The sequence below is a fragment of the Acinetobacter sp. UNC436CL71CviS28 genome, assembly GCF_000620525.1.
Lineage (GTDB): Bacteria > Pseudomonadota > Gammaproteobacteria > Pseudomonadales > Moraxellaceae > Acinetobacter > Acinetobacter radioresistens.
The window spans coordinates 67,425-84,308 of record NZ_JIBB01000012.1; the positions used below are offsets into that span (position 1 = coordinate 67,425).

The window sequence follows — 16,884 nt, forward strand, 5'->3', positions numbered from 1 at the left end:
CGGCAGTTTAAAATGAAGCTGCCTTATATTAACCAACAATTTGAATCCGACTGGCGCCAGAGCCAACCGCTTTCACCTGAATCTGGATAGGAATACGCTCATGCATTTCCTGTACGTGTGAAATTAAGGTTACTTTACGACCTTGACCCTGTAAACGGTCCAGTGCATCCATGACTACATGTAGAGATGCCGGGTCTAGCGTACCGAAACCCTCATCAATAAATAAAGATTCGATTTTCATGGAACCTGAAGCCATGTTGGCGATTGCCAGTGCCAATGCGAGTGAAACCAAAAAGGTTTCTCCGCCAGAGAGTGACAGGACCGGCCGGACTTCGCCGTTCATGTGGTGATCAATAATAGCCAGTCCCAGACTGTCTTCAATTCGTTGCAACTGGTAGCGTGGTGCTAATGGTTGAAGCTGCTGGTTGGCATATTCGACCAGAATATCCAAGTGATGTTCCTGAGCAAGTTTTTTAAAGCGTGCACCGTCTGCACTGCCAATCAGCTCCGAAATACGGCTCCAACGGTATTCTTCCTGCTGTACCTGCACAATCTGTTTTTGAAACTGTTGCTGCTTATGCAAATTATGCTGCTGGATTTCCAGTTTTGTTCTTAGCTGATCACGTTCCTGATAAGTATGTTCTAGCTGTATTTCCAGATTTTCAAGCAAATTCTGTAACTGTTCAAACTCATGGGCCGGTTTGGTAGCAAGATGCTGTTCAAACTGTTCCTGTAGGGTATTTAAGGCAGTTTTTGCCTCAGATAGACCCCGATCGTTCGCCTGAATCAGTTGACGTATTCGCTGTTCTTCTGTCGCATCTTGTAATACTAAAAACTCAATCAGTTCAGGGGAATAGTCAGGATGATCATTGAGCCAGTGTTGAACTTGGGCATATATATTCGTATATTCCTGCTGAACATGCTGCCGGGTCGCCTGAAATTGAGAAATTTTGGATTGCTGCTGCTGATAGTTTTGCTGAAGTCCTTCAAAATATTGCTGTTTTTCCAAGCAGGATTGTTCCAGTATGGAAAGCTGTTGCGTAAGGTCATCCAGCCAATGTTGGGCCTGTTCATAAGTTTGTCCGGCAACTTTCAGCGTTAATTCTTTAACCTGTGCAACATTATCTAGACCTTGCTGCTTGAGCTGTTCCAGCTCTTGCTCTAATTGAACAATTTGCGTATTTAAATATTGATATTGAAGCTGTTGAGGCTGTAATTTTAGGTTTAGCTGCTCTACTGAGCCTTTATGAGTATTTAGCTGCTCAAGCTGTAACAAGCGATTCTGGAAGACCTGATAAATATGTTGTGCTTCTTGAAGGCTATTGTCATGCCAGTCTGAATGTTGACTTGAAGGCAGTTTCTCTAAAATTGGAGTAGCGAGCTGTTGTAATTGCTGTGCACGGGTACATTGTGCTCGAAGCTTTTCGAGTTGCCGAACCAATTCATTATACTGCGACTGGGTCTTTTGAGTTTCTGTAATATTAAAATCAAGCTGTTCACGTACTTTAAGCTGAATCTGTTGTAGCTCTCCTAGTTTTAAAAGCAATTGTTCGGGGGGCTGTTCCCATAGAAGCTCTAGCCCGGAAAAACTGTATTTGTGCTGAAGCTGCTGTTGTAATTGCTGTATCTGTTCAAGAGAGTACTGCTGCTGTTGCTGCAAATGTGACAGGACGGTTTCCTGTTTTAGATATTGCTGCCGGGCAGCCAGCCACTGATTTTGAGCCTCCTGTTCTTTTTGCAGATAATTTTTTTCCTGCTGTTCCTGTATAGCCAGCAATGATTTCTCAAGTGAATGCTGCTGTTCACGATAAGGATGCTGCTGGCTGCCGCAGACCATACACGGTTCATCTGGCTGCAGAGCTGCACGTAACTGCTCAATATTTTCTGAAAAGAGTAGACGCTGTTGCTGTAATTGCTTCTGTAACAGTTCACGCTCTTTCTTGTCATGCTCATAAGCTGAGTGCTGTTCCAGCATTGCAGTGTGCAGCTCTTGAATCTCACTTTTTAATTGATGAATATTCTGGTCGAGGCTTTGATGTTCACTATAGTGTATCTGCCAACGTTCCAGCTGGTGTTGGAGCTGTTCAAACTGATAGGTGCGTTCCAGCTGTTGCTCACGCTGCTGATACAAATCACGCAGTTCTTTCTCAAGCTGGTTGGCATTACCTGCATGTTGAACCAGTTTATGAAGTTGCTGTTCAATTGAATCCTGCTGGATTTGAAGATGGACAATTTGATCTTGCGTGTACAGTTCCGATGCCTGTTGAGCCTGAGCTATATAGGCTTTCAGGTGCTGTAAACTAGCTTGCGGTTCACTATCAAAACCGCACAATTGCTGGCTTTGTGCAAGTTGCTGCTGTAGTTGCTGCTGTATATTTTCCAGCTGCTGATATTGTTGCTGTGCCTGCTGTAACTGTTCAAGTTGCTGCTGTTGTTCAGCAGTTTTTTCCTTAAGTTTATTGCGTATCTGCGTATACTGACTCTCAATTAGCTTCCGCTGGTCCAATAACTGCTTGGCCTGATTCAAATAGGGAGCTAGCTGGTTCTGACGCAGCTTTTCATCTTCTACTGCAGTTCTGGCTGCCTGACAGCTTTTTTGTGCTGTCTGATACTCTTCACAAACCTGCTGGAACAACTGCTGGTGTTGAGAAATTTGTTTTTCAAGATTCTGCAATTGCTGCTCACAGCGTTTTTGCTGAAGCAGGACTGGACGAATGGAGGCGAACTGCTCAAGCTGTTGTAAACGCTGGCGCTGTTCACCCAGCTTCTGGTTGGCATCCAGCTGGACCTGATAAAACTCCTGCTTGGCCTGTATCTGAGTGTAGAGCAGGTCGTGACTTTTATGCCATTGCAGCTCATTTCTTAAAATCTGGCGCTGTTGCTCAAGTTGCTGCACTTGCTGTTGTCGTGCTTTATATTGATCTTCGAGTTGCGCCATCTGTTCAGTACTGAGCAGCTCTACATGGCCAATCAGCTCATTTAATTTTTCTCGCTGTATCCGGACCATTTTGGTCCGTTCAAACGCAGCCTTACCCACCAGACTGAAAATATTGGAATTGGTCAGGTATTCCAGTAAGTCAGCCCGCTCATTGTCTTTGGCTTTTAAAAAAGCTCCAACTTCTGACTGCGCCAGAAGTACGGCCCGGGTAAACTGTTCAAAGCTCAGGCCAATCAGCTCCAATACCTGTTTATCACACTCTTTAGCCTTGTCTGTAAGCATGTTGCCATCAGTGACACAGACCAATGCACGCTGCACTGCCTGTAATTTACCTTCGGCATGTCCGCGTGCACGTTTTAATTCCCAGCGGGCAATATAGCGTTTCTGGTTCTGGGCGATGAACTCAAGCTCACTATAGGCATGGGCTGTTCCTCGCCGCAGGATATTGAGAGTTGAATCAATCTGTACGTCTTGGCCACTGACATCCTTGAGCTTACCTTCATGGGTTTTTAATCTGGGAATTTTATTAAATAATGCCAGACACATCGCATCCAGCAGGGTCGATTTTCCTGCACCTGTGGCGCCAGTAATAGCAATCAGACCAGCATGCTGTAGAGGGTCAGCCTCAAAATCGATTTCCTGTTCACCCGCCAAAGAAGCCAGATTCTGGAGTTTTAGGCGTACAATTTTCATGTATTATCCGCCGTTTTCACTTTATGTTCTGACTGCTGTGCATCTTGCAGTAGTGTCATAAAATCTTGCTTGACCTGTTCATCCTGACTATAGCCCATTTTTTGCCATAACTGTTCAAAGAGCTGTTCAGGGGTTGGCGGTGCCAGATCAATTTTAGATGCATGAACTTCAGATGAACTCTGCTGTAAATATTTTCGGCTAATCCGCACCAGCCGATAGCGCTCGGGTGGGAGCAGATCTTCAATTTTTTTGCGTAAGTCAGGTGGAGGCGGAGTCAGGCTATAATATTCAATATCAAGATAATCACGCTGGTCGATATCAGAAATTTCTCCTGCAGGTAGTAAGGTAAGCTGCGTTAATACCTCATCGAGTTCACCGCTCAAGCGGTGTAGCTGTACAGTACGCGGAATATAAAGCGGATTCATCTCGAGTCTATTCTCAGATAGATCCGGATCAATATTGACCTCAAGTACCTGATGTTTATAGTTGAGTTCGCTAAATGAAAGAGGAATCGGAGAGCCACTATAACGGACATGTGGAGACTGGACTTTCTGTGGTTTATGTAGATGACCCAAAGCCACATAATCAATTTCAGGGCTAAACAGTTCAGTCGAAAGTGCTTCATGGTTGCCAATAATGATGGGCCGTTCCGACTCTTTAGATTCATCAGCACCCTGCATATGTGCATGAGACATAAGAATTAATGCCTGATCTGCAGTTTTACGCTGCAAGGCCTCCTTAATAAGTGCCTGATGTATGTATTCGATTGCCTGCTGGCTGTCTTGGGTTGCTTCACCATGACCGGTAATTTCAGCCGGGCGTAAAAAGGGCAGTGCAATACACCAGGCAACTATTTCTTGATATTCATTATGAATAGGTAAAATCAGCCGGTCGAAATCAAGACGATGCTCGGTATTCCAGCGCACGATACCGACTGTTTTTGCATTGTATTTCTCAAGTAAAGGTTCAACCTGTTCAAGACGATAACCAGAGTCATGGTTGCCGGCAATCATCAGGGTTTGCATATGGGGAGCAGCAGAGTGCGCATCGGCCAGAAATTGATAGAGCTGCTTTTGAGCACTAGATGCCGGATTAATCACATCAAAAACATCACCAGCAATTAGTAGCGCATGTGGCTGTTTGTCTTTAATCTGTTCTATAAGCCAGGTCAGAAACTGTTGATGTTCATACTGCCGCGAATGGTTATAGAAAAACTGCCCCAAGTGCCAATCTGAAGTATGAAAAAAACGTACCGCCATGCCTGCCCCAAAACTCAATGCTACCACTGCAAGGCTATACTATAAGCATTTCCGCCTGTACTTGGCTAGTTGCCAGCAGATAATCTATTGTATGTCAGCTTAAAACTTATAAGGATAAATAAATAGAAATAAAGGGTTTTAAAGTAGCAAGCTAAAATATACAGGCAAAATAAAAGCCGACGATTCGAGTGATGAGTAAATCGTCGGCCAAGGAAGGAAACTTCGATGAGTGATACCAAGATATACACTCGCCATGAAGTTCAAGTTATTGCTTTGATAAGTAAAGGCCACCGTAAACAGATGCGGATGCCATGCATCGTTTGCGGTTGCTGCTGGCCTTGTACCCTATATAACGTAATGTCCTCGGATTTGGTTGACAAAGAAATGCAAAAAAATTAAAAAAACTTTTTATCCGGCTTATACTGAAAAAAATCTGTTGTTTTAGGACTGGTCAAATGCCCTCGCTTACAAGATATTATTTGCAGTTTTTCCTTTGGTGTTTGGGACTTACCTTAGTGGTAGGCGTGGTCGCTGCATTATTACCGGCGGGTCTGGGCGGTATCTTGACTATTATTCCTTATATGGCCGCGATGATCATTACCCTATACAAGTTTTTAAATCAACAGGGCCGTGCGCCAAGCCAGCGGGAAAGAAAAAGGCTGACTTTGGGATTTACCCTGATATTTTGGGGTTATAACCTGAGTTTTCTGGTTCTAGGTTTAGTGTGGTTTTCAAGAAAAGATCCGGAAATATGGCAGAATTTTATGCTGTATCTTCAGCACCCGCAATTTTTGAGTCTGGTTGTAATTATGTGTCTGCTCATGGCCATTCCTTTATATTTACTGACATACTGGTTCTATGGACCACAAGCCCAGCGTATGGCTCAGCATAAATTTGGCTCATCTGACTAAAAAATATAAGAGGACTACATGATGCAGCAGAAACCACAGGTATTAATCACCGGTGCCAGCGGTTTTATTGGCCAACATCTTGCTGCTTACCTGATTCAGCAGGGTTATCAGGTGATTGGTCTGACACGTAATCCAAATAGAAGCTCTTCTCAGGCCGGTTTGCGATATATTCACCGTTTGGAACAGATCAGTCAGGAACCGATTGATTATGTAATTAATCTGGCAGGTGAGAATATTGGCCAGTCACGCTGGACAGAAAAGCGCAAACTTGAACTGATCAATAGCCGGATTGAGACAACACGTCAAGTATTTGAATGGCTACAACAGAACAGGATACAGCCACATCGCATCATTTCAGGTTCTGCGATAGGGTACTATGGTATTGATCCACAAGAACAGTGGAGCGGATACTGTAATGAAAGCTCACCGCCGCAGGATATCTTTATGTCCGAGCTATGTCAGCGGTGGGAACATCAGGCAAAAAACAATCCCGGACAACAGGTTAGTATTATCAGGCTTGGAGTAGCCTTTGCCAGAAACGGCGGGATATTGCCACAGATGCTTATGCCAATCCGTTTTAATCTGGTCGGCAAGATCGGTCATGGCCTTCAGCCGATAACCTGGATTCATATTAATGATGTGGTGCGTGCCATTACATTTATTTTACAGCAGCGTGAGGCAAAGGCAGTCTATAACCTGGTAGCGCCAGAACAGGGCACTCAGAGAAAATTTGCTGAAATAGCTGCTGCTAAATTACATAAAAAACCATTGTTGAGTATGCCAGCCTGTGTATTGAAAACAATGCTGGGTGAACAGTCACAACTGGTATTAAATGGGCAGTTTGTAATGCCTCAAGCTTTATTGGAACAAGGCTTTGAGTTTCAATATCCAGATTTAAATAGTGCACTTACCGATCTTTTAGATGAGAAATGATCATCTGCTTTTAGCTGGCCGTTGAGTGAACCCTATCATAGCTTTGAGGAATTAAGCGTTCAGGTGAATAAACTTGAGGCTCAACCAGGGGCGGCTGCTTAAGAATGAGCTGACGCAGCAGGCGGGCAGATGCAGGTCCCATGCAGAGACCATTACGGAAGTGCCCAAAATTCGCCCATAAATTATTAATATCCGGTATTTTTCCGATGTAAGGGATACCTTCTGGAGAACCGGGACGCAGTCCAGCCCACTGTTTCACAATAGGAAATTGAGCCAGTTCAGGCACCATTTCCAGAGATGCAGTTAAAATACTTTCTGAAGTCTGAGAATTTATAGAAGTATTAAAACCCTGATGAGCCATGCTCGAACCACAGACAATATGGCCATCAGAACGTGGTATCAGATACATTACCCGGTTCATGCACATGGTCGGTAACCAGTTCTCCGGTGTCTTGAACAGAATCATCTGTCCATGTACCGGTTGTACCGGTAACTGGATATTTAACTGTCTAGACCACTGTTCAGACCAGGCACCTGTAGTCAGTACAAACTGATCGGCCTGGAAGCTACGAAGATTCTGGTCTCGTACAGCTACAATCTGTCCATGTTGAATATCAAGCTGTTGAATTGCTGTATTTTCGAAAAACTGCACGTTAGGATGCGTTTTTAAATAATTCTGAATGGATTGTAATAGCCGTGGATTACGAATATTAGCAAGCTGAGGGAAATAGAGGGCTTCTTTAAAACCAGATGCAATATGCGGATTAATCTGACGAAGCCGCTCATGCTGTACAAGCTCACAGATTTGCATTGGCTCCTGAAATTGCTGGCTATAACTCAGGCCCTGCCTAAAATCTTCCTGGTCAAAAATCAGCATACCGGTTTCATGAATCTGAAAATCTATTCCTGAAACCGGTTGCAACTTCTGGTTCCATTCCTGGTATAAAGCTTTGCCAAATTGAGCCAGCTGGTTTACGGCGGGTGCATAACGCCAGGGATACATTGGAGAGAGGATTCCACCGCCTGCCCAAGAGGCACTCCCGCTGTAGGGCTGATCAAAAATATCAACTGAACAGCCCTGTTCTATAAGCTCAAGTGCCGTAAGCAGTCCACTGATTCCGGCTCCAATAATGGCAATCTTCATTATCCTGTCCGAATTTTACTGCATGGCTTTAAGTTTAAGCGCTGCTTCTTCAGCAAAATAGGTCCAGATTCCATCCGCACCAGCCCGACGGCAGCAAAGTAATGATTCAAGGATGGCACTGTCGGACAGCCAGCCATTCTGGATCGCGCCTGCCAGCATCGCATATTCGCCACTTACCTGATAAATAAAAGTAGGTACACCGAAAGTATCTTTCACCTCTCGAACAATGTCGAGATATGGCATACCTGGCTTGACAATCACCATGTCTGCACCTTCCTGCAGGTCTAGGGCAATTTCATGCAGGGCTTCGGCACGGTTACCTACGTCCATCTGGTAATTATATTTATTCCCACCTTTCAGATTGCTGGCTGAGCCTACCGCATCGCGAAAAGGGCCATAGAAACTAGAAGCATATTTTGCTGAATAGGCCATGATACTGGTATAAATATGTCCATTGGCTTCAAGCGCCTGACGGATTGCACCAATGCGTCCATCCATCATGTCACTTGGTGCAATCACATCTGCACCTGCTTCAGCATGGCTTAATGCCTGCTTGATCAGGCATTCTACAGTCTCATCATTAAGTACATAGCCACTAGCATCAATAATACCGTCCTGGCCATGAGTCGTATACGGGTCAAGTGCACCATCCGTGATAAGTACCATATCAGGTAACTCTTTTTTCAGCAGGCGAACAGTAGTTTGTACCAGACCATCTTCATGCCATGCAGCCTCAGCTGTCAGGCTTTTATCTTCTTGAGGCGTCACCGGGAATAATGCCAGCTTGGAAACTCCGAGTTCCAGAAGACGTTCCGCTTTTTTTAGTAATAGGTCTGCAGAGAGGCGCTGTACATTCGGCATGCTTGGAATATCCTGGCTCTGATTTTGTCCAGGTAACACAAATACGGGATAAATCAAATGATCAGCTGTTAGTTGCGTTTCCCTGACCATTGATCTCATTTTTTCATTTTTTCGAATACGACGCATGCGGGTGGCAGGAAATGCAGGACGATTGAACGTATAAGTCATAACAATCTCGATCATCAGTATTAAACTACCCGCTATTGTAGACCCATAATCTGGGTTTAGGGCGAAGGTATTTATTTATTTATTCAATAAAGGTAATTCGGGTAAATGGTTAACGAGACAAATAAAAGCTGGACTGGCAATATTCATCTGGGCTCGAAAGTCGATATTGATGTGGTGCTCAAACAGTTATGCAAGGCCTTTAACAGTTCTCCCTATTTTCAGCATAATGGCATGACTATGCGGGTCGTTGAAGGGCAAATTGAGGGTTACATTGAAATGCAGCCTTATATGATCGGTAATGTGGCTTTCCAGATTCTGCATGGCGGTGTGGCTGCAACTTTGCTGGACAGTATCGGTGGTATTGTTGCCATGGGTGAGCTATATAAGCGCGCGCCTGCAGAGCAACTGGCAGATACCATTAAAAAAGTTTCCCGACTGGCGACTGTTGATATGCGGGTTGATTATCTGGCTCCGGGCCGTGGACAGCAGTTTATTGCACGTGCTGAAACGCTCAGATTAGGACGTAAAGGCTGTACCATGCGTATGACTATGGTCAATGACGAAAACAAGGCGATTGCCACAGCAATTGCGTCTTATGCCTATTAGAAAAATAGTTAAAGCAGGACCGCCTGATGCAGATGAGATAAAGTCGGCTTTGGAGTTAAATGCTAAAACTTCTATAAAATTGGAGTTTCTATTTGGAGAATCGGCAGAGCTTTCTCATATAAAGAGAACTCGCCAGTTACATTTTTTTTGCGACATTTATTTCAAAGCTGCATTAAAATCCATCTCCTTCTCCAAAGCCGTGCATGAAAAACAAGCCCCAAATAAAAGTTGGATAGGCTCCAGACAAGGTCTTTTCACCCATACAGTGCTTTGGTCCATATTCAAAAGGAATAGCCTATGACTGATGCTCAAGCTCATGATCTCGAACCGGCGCAAGTCACTTCTTCTGGCGATCTCCCTCCTCCCAATAAAAGAAAAAAACTTCTTAAAATTGTAGCGATTCTTTTTATTGTCGCGGTGCTGATCTATGCATTGTGGATGTACTTTGCCAGCCGTTCGGTTTCTACAGATAATGCCTACGTAGGGGCCGATACTGCCCAGATTACCTCTATGGTGAGCGGACAGGTTACAGAAGTGCTGGTCAAGGATACCCAACAAGTCAAACAGGGAGATGTACTGGTACGTATTGATCCGCGTGATGCCAAAATTGCTCTGGCGCAGGCACAGGCAGAACTGGCCAAAGCCAAACGTCAATATAACCAAACCTCGGCCAACAGCCAGTCACTAAATTCACAGGTGTCGGTACGCGCTGATGAGATTGCCAGTGCTCAGGCACAGGTTAAGAAGGCAGAGGCTGATCTTGCCAAGGCTCAGGCTGATTATGAACGCCGTCGCAAGCTCTCAGAAACAGGCGCAATTTCCAAAGAAGAAATGAGCAGTGCGCAAACCGTGTTAGATACCGCACGAGCTAGCTTGACCTTGGCACAAGCGGGGCTGTCTCAAGCTGAGGCTAACCGTAAAGCAGCACAAAGCACACTGGCCGCCAACGAAGCACTGATTCGCGGTGCTACTGAACGCTCTACTCCTGATGTGCTGATTGCCCAGGCACGGGTAGAGCAGGCGATGCTCGATCTGGAACGGACAGAAGTACATGCGCCACTTGATGGTGTGGTTAGCCGCCGTAATGTGCAGGTCGGACAGCGTGTAGCGCCAGGAAACTCACTCATGGTGGTGGTTCCTGTGGCCCAGCTTTATGTCGATGCTAATTTTAAAGAAAGTCAGCTGGCAAAAGTCAGAACCGGTCAGGCTGTAGAGCTGATATCAGATTTCTATGGTGATGAGGTGGTTTATCATGGCAAGGTTTTAGGCTTCTCCGGGGGAACTGGAGCTGCTTTTGCTTTAATTCCAGCCCAGAATGCCACAGGAAACTGGATCAAGGTGGTTCAACGTCTACCAGTACGGATTGCACTTGACCCGAAAGAGCTGGCACAGCATCCGCTCAGGGTAGGGCTGTCCATGAACGCAACGGTTGACCTGACCAGGTAATTCAATATGAATAGCCAAAGCACACCTTTTGCCGACCTTAAAGGCGGACGGCTGCTGATTGCAGCGCTGGTGCTGGCACTGGCTAACTTTATGGTGGTCCTTGATACCACCATCGCCAATGTCTCATTACCACATATTACTGGAAGCCTTGCTGTTTCAAGTACACAAGGTACCTGGGTAATTACTTCCTATGCTGTTGCCGAAGCAATCTGCGTACCATTAACCGGCTGGCTGGCTGGCCGCTTTGGAGTGGTCCGTACCTTTGTTGCCTGCGTCATCGGGTTTACTGTCTTTTCAGTATTATGCGGCCTTTCAAACAGCCTGGCCTTGCTGGTCATTTGCCGTATCGGGCAGGGGCTTTTTGGCGGGCCGATCATGCCACTGAGCCAGACTCTGCTTATGCGGATTTTCCCGCAGGAAAAACATGCACAGGCGATGGGTCTCTGGGCGATGACTACCGTCATTGGACCAATTCTTGGACCAATTCTTGGCGGTACAATCAGTGATAATATTTCCTGGCACTGGATTTTCTTTATTAATATTCCAGTCGGTATTATTTGCGCTTTAGGAGCAGTGAGCCTACTCAAAAGTGCTGAAACTCCATTAAATAAGCTCAAGATTGATCATATCGGACTTATCCTGCTGGTAATCTGGATTGGTGCCCTGCAATTGATGTTGGATCTGGGTCATGAACATGACTGGTTTCACAGCAATATTATCAACAGTCTGGCTGCAGTTGCGATTGCCGGATTTATCGTATTTTTAATCTGGGAAATTACCGAACATAATCCGATCGTAAATGTACGGGTCTTCAGGCATCGGGGATTCACGATTTCAGTACTGGCCTTATCGTTTGGTTTTGGTGCATTTTTTGGCAGTATTGTGCTGATTCCACAGTGGCTACAGATCAATATTGGCTATACTGCGACTTGGGCCGGATATGTGACAGCAACAATGGGTTTTGGCAGCCTGACCATGTCTCCTGTGGTTGCCAAGCTTTCTACCCGTTATGATCAGCGTGCCTTGGCGTGTTTCGGTCTGTTAGTCTTGGGCGGAGTAACCTTTATGCGAGCACTCTGGACCTCGGAAGCAGACTTTATGGCATTGGCAATTCCACAGATTCTACAAGGTTTTGCAGTGCCATTTTTTTTCATTCCATTGTCGAATATTGCTCTGGCATCGGTATTGCCTCAGGAAATAGCCTCTGCTGCTGGTCTGATGAGTTTTATGCGAACGATGGCAGGTGCAATAGGTGCTTCTATGTCTGCCACGATGTGGGATGATCATGCCAAACTGGCACGCAGTGAAATTGTGTCGAGCTTGAACCCTGAACCGGCACAACATACATTAGTCCAAAGTGGTATGAGTCCGGAAGGTGCTTTAGCGATGATTTCCAACCTGGTAAACAAAGAGGCACTCACATTAGCGGCTGACCATGTGTTTTTACTATTTTCACTGGTATTTGTTGTATCTGGCCTGATTATCTGGTTGTGTCCAAAACCAAAAACAGGCGCTGCAGCGGGGCCAACACACTGATGAAAAAACCAGGCTTGGCCTGGTTTTTTATTATTTACTCTTGTTGAATTAGCTTAGGTCGGACCGTACCCGCTGTAGGGCATCTTTCCAGCGCGCTAAATGTTGCTGACGCTCATCTTCTGACATTTGCGGTATAAATTCTCGCTCCAGTTGCCAGGAAGCTGAAAGATCATCCAGACTATTAAATACTCCAGCTTTTAGCCCCGCCATGGCTGCGGCGCCCCATGCCGTCGATTCCTGTAGTTTAGGCCGTAACACTGGCACATTCAGCAAATCTGCCTGAAACTGCATCATCATATCATTGCAACTGGCTCCACCATCTACACGCAGTTCTTTTAAGGGCTGATCCAGATCAGCCTGCATTGCAGATAATACATCAGAAACTTGAAAGGCAATTGCTTCTAGCGAAGCACGTGCAATATGCGCTTTTGTAGTTCCGCGTGACATACCACAAATCATGGCCCGTGCTTCACTATCCCAATGCGGTGCGCCTAATCCGGTAAAAGCAGGCACTAAAACTACACCTTCACTGGATTTAACCTGTGCTGCCAGTTTTTCAGTATCACTGCTTTTTTGAATGATCCCTAAACCATCACGTAGCCACTGCATAATTGCACCCGCCATAAAGACACTCCCTTCGAGTGCATAATGGGCTTGATACTGGCATTGCCAGGCTAAGGTGGTCAGCAGCTTGTTCTGACTGAACTGGATGTCAGTGCCTGTATTAAATAACATGAAACAGCCTGTACCATAGGTATTCTTGGCTGTACCTGCCTCAAAGCAGGATTGGCCAAATAGTGCAGCCTGTTGATCACCTAAAACTCCCATAATTGGAATGGTTGAGCCCAAAAGTCCACTGGCGGTATCTGCAACATAGCAGTCAGACGAGATAATTTTAGGTAATACGGAACATGGAATATTAAACAGCTCTAAAAGCTCTTCATCCCAACTTTGGGTTTGCAGATTCATGAGCATGGTTCGTGAAGCATTACTCGCTTCGATGACATGTTCAGCACCTTGTGTCAGATTCCAGATTAACCAGCTGTCAATTGTTCCAAACGCTAAATGTCCCTGATCAGCCAGTGTACGCAGTCCCTCGACATGTTCGAGTAACCAGACCAATTTGCTTGCACTGAAATAAGGATCAATTCGCAGTCCGGTTTTTTCCTGGATTAACTGCATGTGGCCCTGTTCAATCATCTGATTACACCAGTCGGATGCACGACGGTCCTGCCATACAATGGCAGAAGTAAGTGCCTGACCAGTACGTTTATCCCATACGACCGTAGTTTCACGTTGGTTGGTTAAACCTAAGGCTTTAATATCCTTCGCCAGCAAATTTGCTGAGGCGAGTGCCTGCTGAACTACGGCAATTTGTGTAGTCCAGATTTCCTGTGCATCCTGTTCCACCCAACCGGAATGAGGAGTCTGTATATGAATTTCACGCTGTGCAGTGGCATGAATGCGGCCTGATTCATCAAAAACAATTGCCCGGCTGGAAGTTGTTCCCTGATCGAGTGCTAATAAATAACTCATGTTTTTATAAGAAGAACTTGAAAAATAAAATACTACCGCAATTATAGTATTAAACCTATCTCGCTCTTGATTTTAATGAATTACAGCATGGTAAATCAGTAAAAGTATGCTAAGATAGGAACGTAACTTGGGGGTGTCTCTGGCTTCGACGCTGGTGATGAAACTCATAGATGCATGCCGAGAGCGCATTTTCTCTCGTAAATCAAATTTGCATTTTTTAGTCGCAAACGACGAATCATACGCTCTAGCTGCCTAAGGGCAGCTTGTCCGCCTCTCTGAATACTTGTGGTTAGGGAGTCCGACTGAAGCGCACGCACACAAGTCCGTATAAAACCAAGCCTCGGGGTTTTGTACTAAATTAAGAGGATCGCGATTTGTACCCTGTTCGTCGGGTCACAAAGAGTTAAAAAAGTAGACGATATCTAAGCATGTAGTATTCTCGAGTGTAGTGCTGGCGGACGCGGGTTCGACTCCCGCCACCTCCACCAAATTCTTAAATTCATATGAAGTTACATAACTAAATATGACTAAAAAAGCCTTAAACATCAGTGTTTAAGGCTTTTTTTATGCATATACATAAATAGCGACGAATATGTATAGTCTTGTATTGTTTGTATGGTGCCATGTATATTGTGAGTTGTAATAAAATCACCATACAAGGCTTTAACGATGAAAAGAGTCGATATAAAAAAATATCCTTTATCTGATACTACTCTTGCAAGTTTAGAGCCTGAAGAAAAAGAGTACCGTGTTAAAGATAGCAATAATCTATATTTCACTGTTCATAGTAAAGGAAACAAACGCTGGGAATTAAGATACAAAAGACCAAGTGATGGTAAGTGGACATGGTTGGGTTTAGGAGGATATCCGTCAGTCGGGGGAAAACTTGCAAGAAAAAATGCAGAAGAAATGAGAAAATTAATTTCAGAGGGGATAGATCCAAAAATTGATAGAGAAAATAAAAAGCAAGCCGATTTATTAAGCAACTCATTCACATTTGAGCAATTAGCTATAGAGTTTTGTTTAACTAAAACATGGACAGAGGCGACGAGAGTTAGAAATGAAGGCGCATTAAAAAACCATATTTATCCAGTCATGGGAAAACTGGATTATAGAAAAATAACAAAAAAAGCATGGTTAGAGTTATTTCAAGCGATTCAAAAAAAATTACACCCTAAAACAAAAAAACCTATTGTTGAAATGGGTAAAAGGCTATGTACATTATGCAGAGAGATTTATGATTTTGCAGAAGTTACAGGTCGTATAGATTACAATCCAGTCACTGGTATTACAAAATTTTTGGACAAACATGAAAAGCAAAATATGCCACATGTTTCAGAAAAAGAGCTGCCAGAATTATTGAAAAAAATACGAGCATATCCAAATAGAATGACGGCTATTGGATTAGAATTGAGTATTATGTTAGGTACCCGCCCATCAGAAATGAGGCAAGCTGTATGGGAGGAATTTGATTTTCAGGAAAATCTATGGTCTATTCCTGCACATAGAATGAAAAAAAGGAAAGAGCATATTATCCCTTTACCACTACAAGCCTTATCACTTCTTAACGAGCTAAAAAGAATCACTAGAGATTCTTTATTCTTGTTTCCTAGCAGAAGTACCAAGAAACAACCCATTTCCAATAATACATTTAATAAAGCCTTAAAGTCATTAGGTTACCAAGGACGCCAAACTCCGCATGGGTTTCGGCATATTTTAAGTACTACTTTGAGAGAAAAAGGCTTTAGAAAAGAATATGTTGAGACTGCATTAGCTCATGCTGTTGGTGGAGTTGAAGGCGTTTATAATAAAGCTCTTTATTTAAAACAAAGATCTAAAATGATGCAAATTTGGGCAGATTATTTGGATGCATTAATAAATGATCAGCATTTTAATTTTGATACTGAGCAATTTGATGTCATCGATAATTTAAATACTTTGACTTCTGACAAAGTTAAGGTATCTCAATTAAAATTATTTATTCTTGATATGTTGAAAGATGAAAATGATTTAGCATCTTAGAGCGACATGATCTATTTGTCTAAAATCTAATTGGCGCTATATTTACTCTAGTTTTACGTTCTGAAGTCTATGGTCTAACATGATCTAAATTGTCTAAGCTCAAATTGAGCATTAGACAATTTAGACTTCATTAGATATTACAATCTACGTTCAAAGCCTTATCATGTATATATTTTAGTTGTTTTAGGCAATTTAGATGTTCTCAAGAGCTTTATCAGTCAATGAGATATATTCTCTTTTTCCGATTTCTTCTATATTGATATAGTCAGCTTCGATTAAGTATTTTAGGGCTGCATCTCTTAATTGAGCAGTTTTTACTTTCCTAACATTTTGATTAATGCTAGATTTTAAAATTACTTTATTTCCACGTTTATATTGCTCTTTAATCCAAGAAAATAGTATTTCACTATCTGTTTTTTCACCCTTATTATAATATATTAGCCATTGATTTAGAGAATACTTACATATATCAATAGCATTTCTCATGATTTTGGCATCAATTATATTTTTAGATTCAAAAGGCTTTGTTGCACAAACCTATCTGTAAAGGCTTTTTCAGCGATATAATTTTCAAATGAAGAAGCCTGCACACAAAATCTACCGCACAACCAATTGGCCCGCATATAACCGAGCACTCATGAGTCGCGGAAATATTGCCATTTGGTTTGATCCTGCTACGCAATGGTATGCTCCATCAAAAGGCAAACAAGGGCGAAATCAAACCTACTCCGACGCAGCCATCCAATGCTGCTTAATGATTAAATCTTTATTCCGTCTGCCTTTACGTATGGTCACTGGCTTTGTGCAAAGTCTGATTAAACTTTGCGGATT

14 protein-coding genes and 1 other RNA gene are annotated in these 16,884 nt (G+C 43.6%); 9 read left to right on the plus strand and 6 right to left on the minus strand.

Annotation, left to right across the window (positions count from 1 at the left end):
* Positions 1 to 28: 28 nt before the first annotated feature.
* Both N518_RS0106345 and N518_RS0106350 read right to left on the minus strand, forming a co-directional pair.
* Positions 29 to 3,631: an AAA family ATPase gene (locus tag N518_RS0106345; RefSeq protein WP_026444070.1), complete on the minus strand. Its 3,603-nt coding sequence runs from the start codon at positions 3,629 to 3,631 to the stop codon at positions 29 to 31.
* Positions 3,628 to 4,890 (minus strand): exonuclease SbcCD subunit D C-terminal domain-containing protein, encoded by a 1,263-nt coding sequence (locus tag N518_RS0106350; RefSeq protein ID WP_005027472.1) that lies wholly within the window; start codon positions 4,888 to 4,890, stop codon positions 3,628 to 3,630. The genes N518_RS0106345 and N518_RS0106350 overlap by 4 nt, the downstream gene beginning before the upstream one ends.
* 455 nt (positions 4,891 to 5,345) lie before the next feature.
* On the opposite strand from N518_RS0106350, the gene N518_RS0106355 reads away from it, so the two are divergent.
* On the plus strand, positions 5,346 to 5,801 hold the full coding sequence (locus N518_RS0106355; RefSeq protein ID WP_005027469.1) for an ABZJ_00895 family protein: 456 nt from the start codon (positions 5,346 to 5,348) through the stop codon (positions 5,799 to 5,801).
* An 18-nt stretch (positions 5,802 to 5,819) separates the two neighbouring features.
* Positions 5,820 to 6,734, plus strand: coding sequence for a TIGR01777 family oxidoreductase (locus tag N518_RS0106360; RefSeq protein ID WP_005027467.1), 915 nt, complete (start codon positions 5,820 to 5,822; stop codon positions 6,732 to 6,734).
* A gap of 10 nt (positions 6,735 to 6,744) precedes the next feature.
* Here the strand turns inward: N518_RS0106360 and N518_RS0106365 are convergent, their stop codons facing one another.
* Positions 6,745 to 7,878 (minus strand): NAD(P)/FAD-dependent oxidoreductase, encoded by a 1,134-nt coding sequence (locus tag N518_RS0106365; RefSeq protein ID WP_005027466.1) that lies wholly within the window; start codon positions 7,876 to 7,878, stop codon positions 6,745 to 6,747.
* Between the two features lie 15 nt (positions 7,879 to 7,893).
* Entirely contained in the window at positions 7,894 to 8,907 is a 1,014-nt protein-coding gene (gene hemB / locus N518_RS0106370; protein ID WP_005027463.1) for a porphobilinogen synthase, read from the minus strand.
* Positions 8,908 to 9,012: 105 nt separating this feature from the next.
* Here hemB and N518_RS0106375 point away from each other — a divergent pair, with 105 nt between their 5' ends.
* Genes N518_RS0106375 through N518_RS0106390 form a run of 4 tightly spaced genes read left to right on the plus strand, consistent with a single transcriptional unit; the run spans position 9,013 to position 12,495 of the window.
* Entirely contained in the window at positions 9,013 to 9,513 is a 501-nt protein-coding gene (locus N518_RS0106375; RefSeq protein WP_005027462.1) for a thioesterase family protein, read from the plus strand.
* Positions 9,503 to 9,814, plus strand: coding sequence for a hypothetical protein (locus N518_RS17090; protein ID WP_026444071.1), 312 nt, complete (start codon positions 9,503 to 9,505; stop codon positions 9,812 to 9,814). The genes N518_RS0106375 and N518_RS17090 overlap by 11 nt, the downstream gene beginning before the upstream one ends.
* The gene (locus N518_RS0106385) at positions 9,811 to 10,959 is read left to right on the plus strand and encodes an EmrA/EmrK family multidrug efflux transporter periplasmic adaptor subunit (RefSeq protein WP_026444072.1); all 1,149 of its coding nucleotides are present in this window, start codon (positions 9,811 to 9,813) and stop codon (positions 10,957 to 10,959) included. The genes N518_RS17090 and N518_RS0106385 overlap by 4 nt, the downstream gene beginning before the upstream one ends.
* Before the next feature lie 6 nt (positions 10,960 to 10,965).
* On the plus strand, positions 10,966 to 12,495 hold the full coding sequence (locus tag N518_RS0106390) for a DHA2 family efflux MFS transporter permease subunit (protein WP_005027456.1): 1,530 nt from the start codon (positions 10,966 to 10,968) through the stop codon (positions 12,493 to 12,495).
* 48 nt (positions 12,496 to 12,543) lie between these two features.
* On the opposite strand, the gene glpK is transcribed toward N518_RS0106390, so the two are convergent.
* A complete protein-coding gene (glpK, locus tag N518_RS0106395) occupies positions 12,544 to 14,031 on the minus strand; it encodes a glycerol kinase GlpK (protein WP_005027454.1) in 1,488 nt (495 codons plus the stop codon).
* Between the two features lie 129 nt (positions 14,032 to 14,160).
* On the opposite strand from glpK, the gene ssrA reads away from it, so the two are divergent.
* Together ssrA and N518_RS0106400 are read left to right on the plus strand one after the other, a co-directional pair.
* Positions 14,161 to 14,519, plus strand: a transfer-messenger RNA (tmRNA) gene (gene ssrA, locus N518_RS16710).
* 181 nt (positions 14,520 to 14,700) lie between these two features.
* Complete coding sequence (locus N518_RS0106400; protein ID WP_026444073.1) at positions 14,701 to 16,053, plus strand: tyrosine-type recombinase/integrase; 1,353 nt, start codon at positions 14,701 to 14,703, stop codon at positions 16,051 to 16,053.
* Between the two features lie 192 nt (positions 16,054 to 16,245).
* Here the strand turns inward: N518_RS0106400 and N518_RS0106405 are convergent, their stop codons facing one another.
* Positions 16,246 to 16,539 carry a hypothetical protein gene (locus N518_RS0106405; protein ID WP_026444074.1) on the minus strand — a complete coding sequence of 98 codons (294 nt, stop codon included), beginning with the start codon at positions 16,537 to 16,539 and terminating at the stop codon, positions 16,246 to 16,248.
* Positions 16,540 to 16,627: 88 nt separating this feature from the next.
* Here N518_RS0106405 and N518_RS16715 point away from each other — a divergent pair.
* A partial coding sequence (locus N518_RS16715) for a transposase (RefSeq protein ID WP_026444075.1) occupies positions 16,628 to 16,884 on the plus strand: 257 nt, incomplete at its 3' end.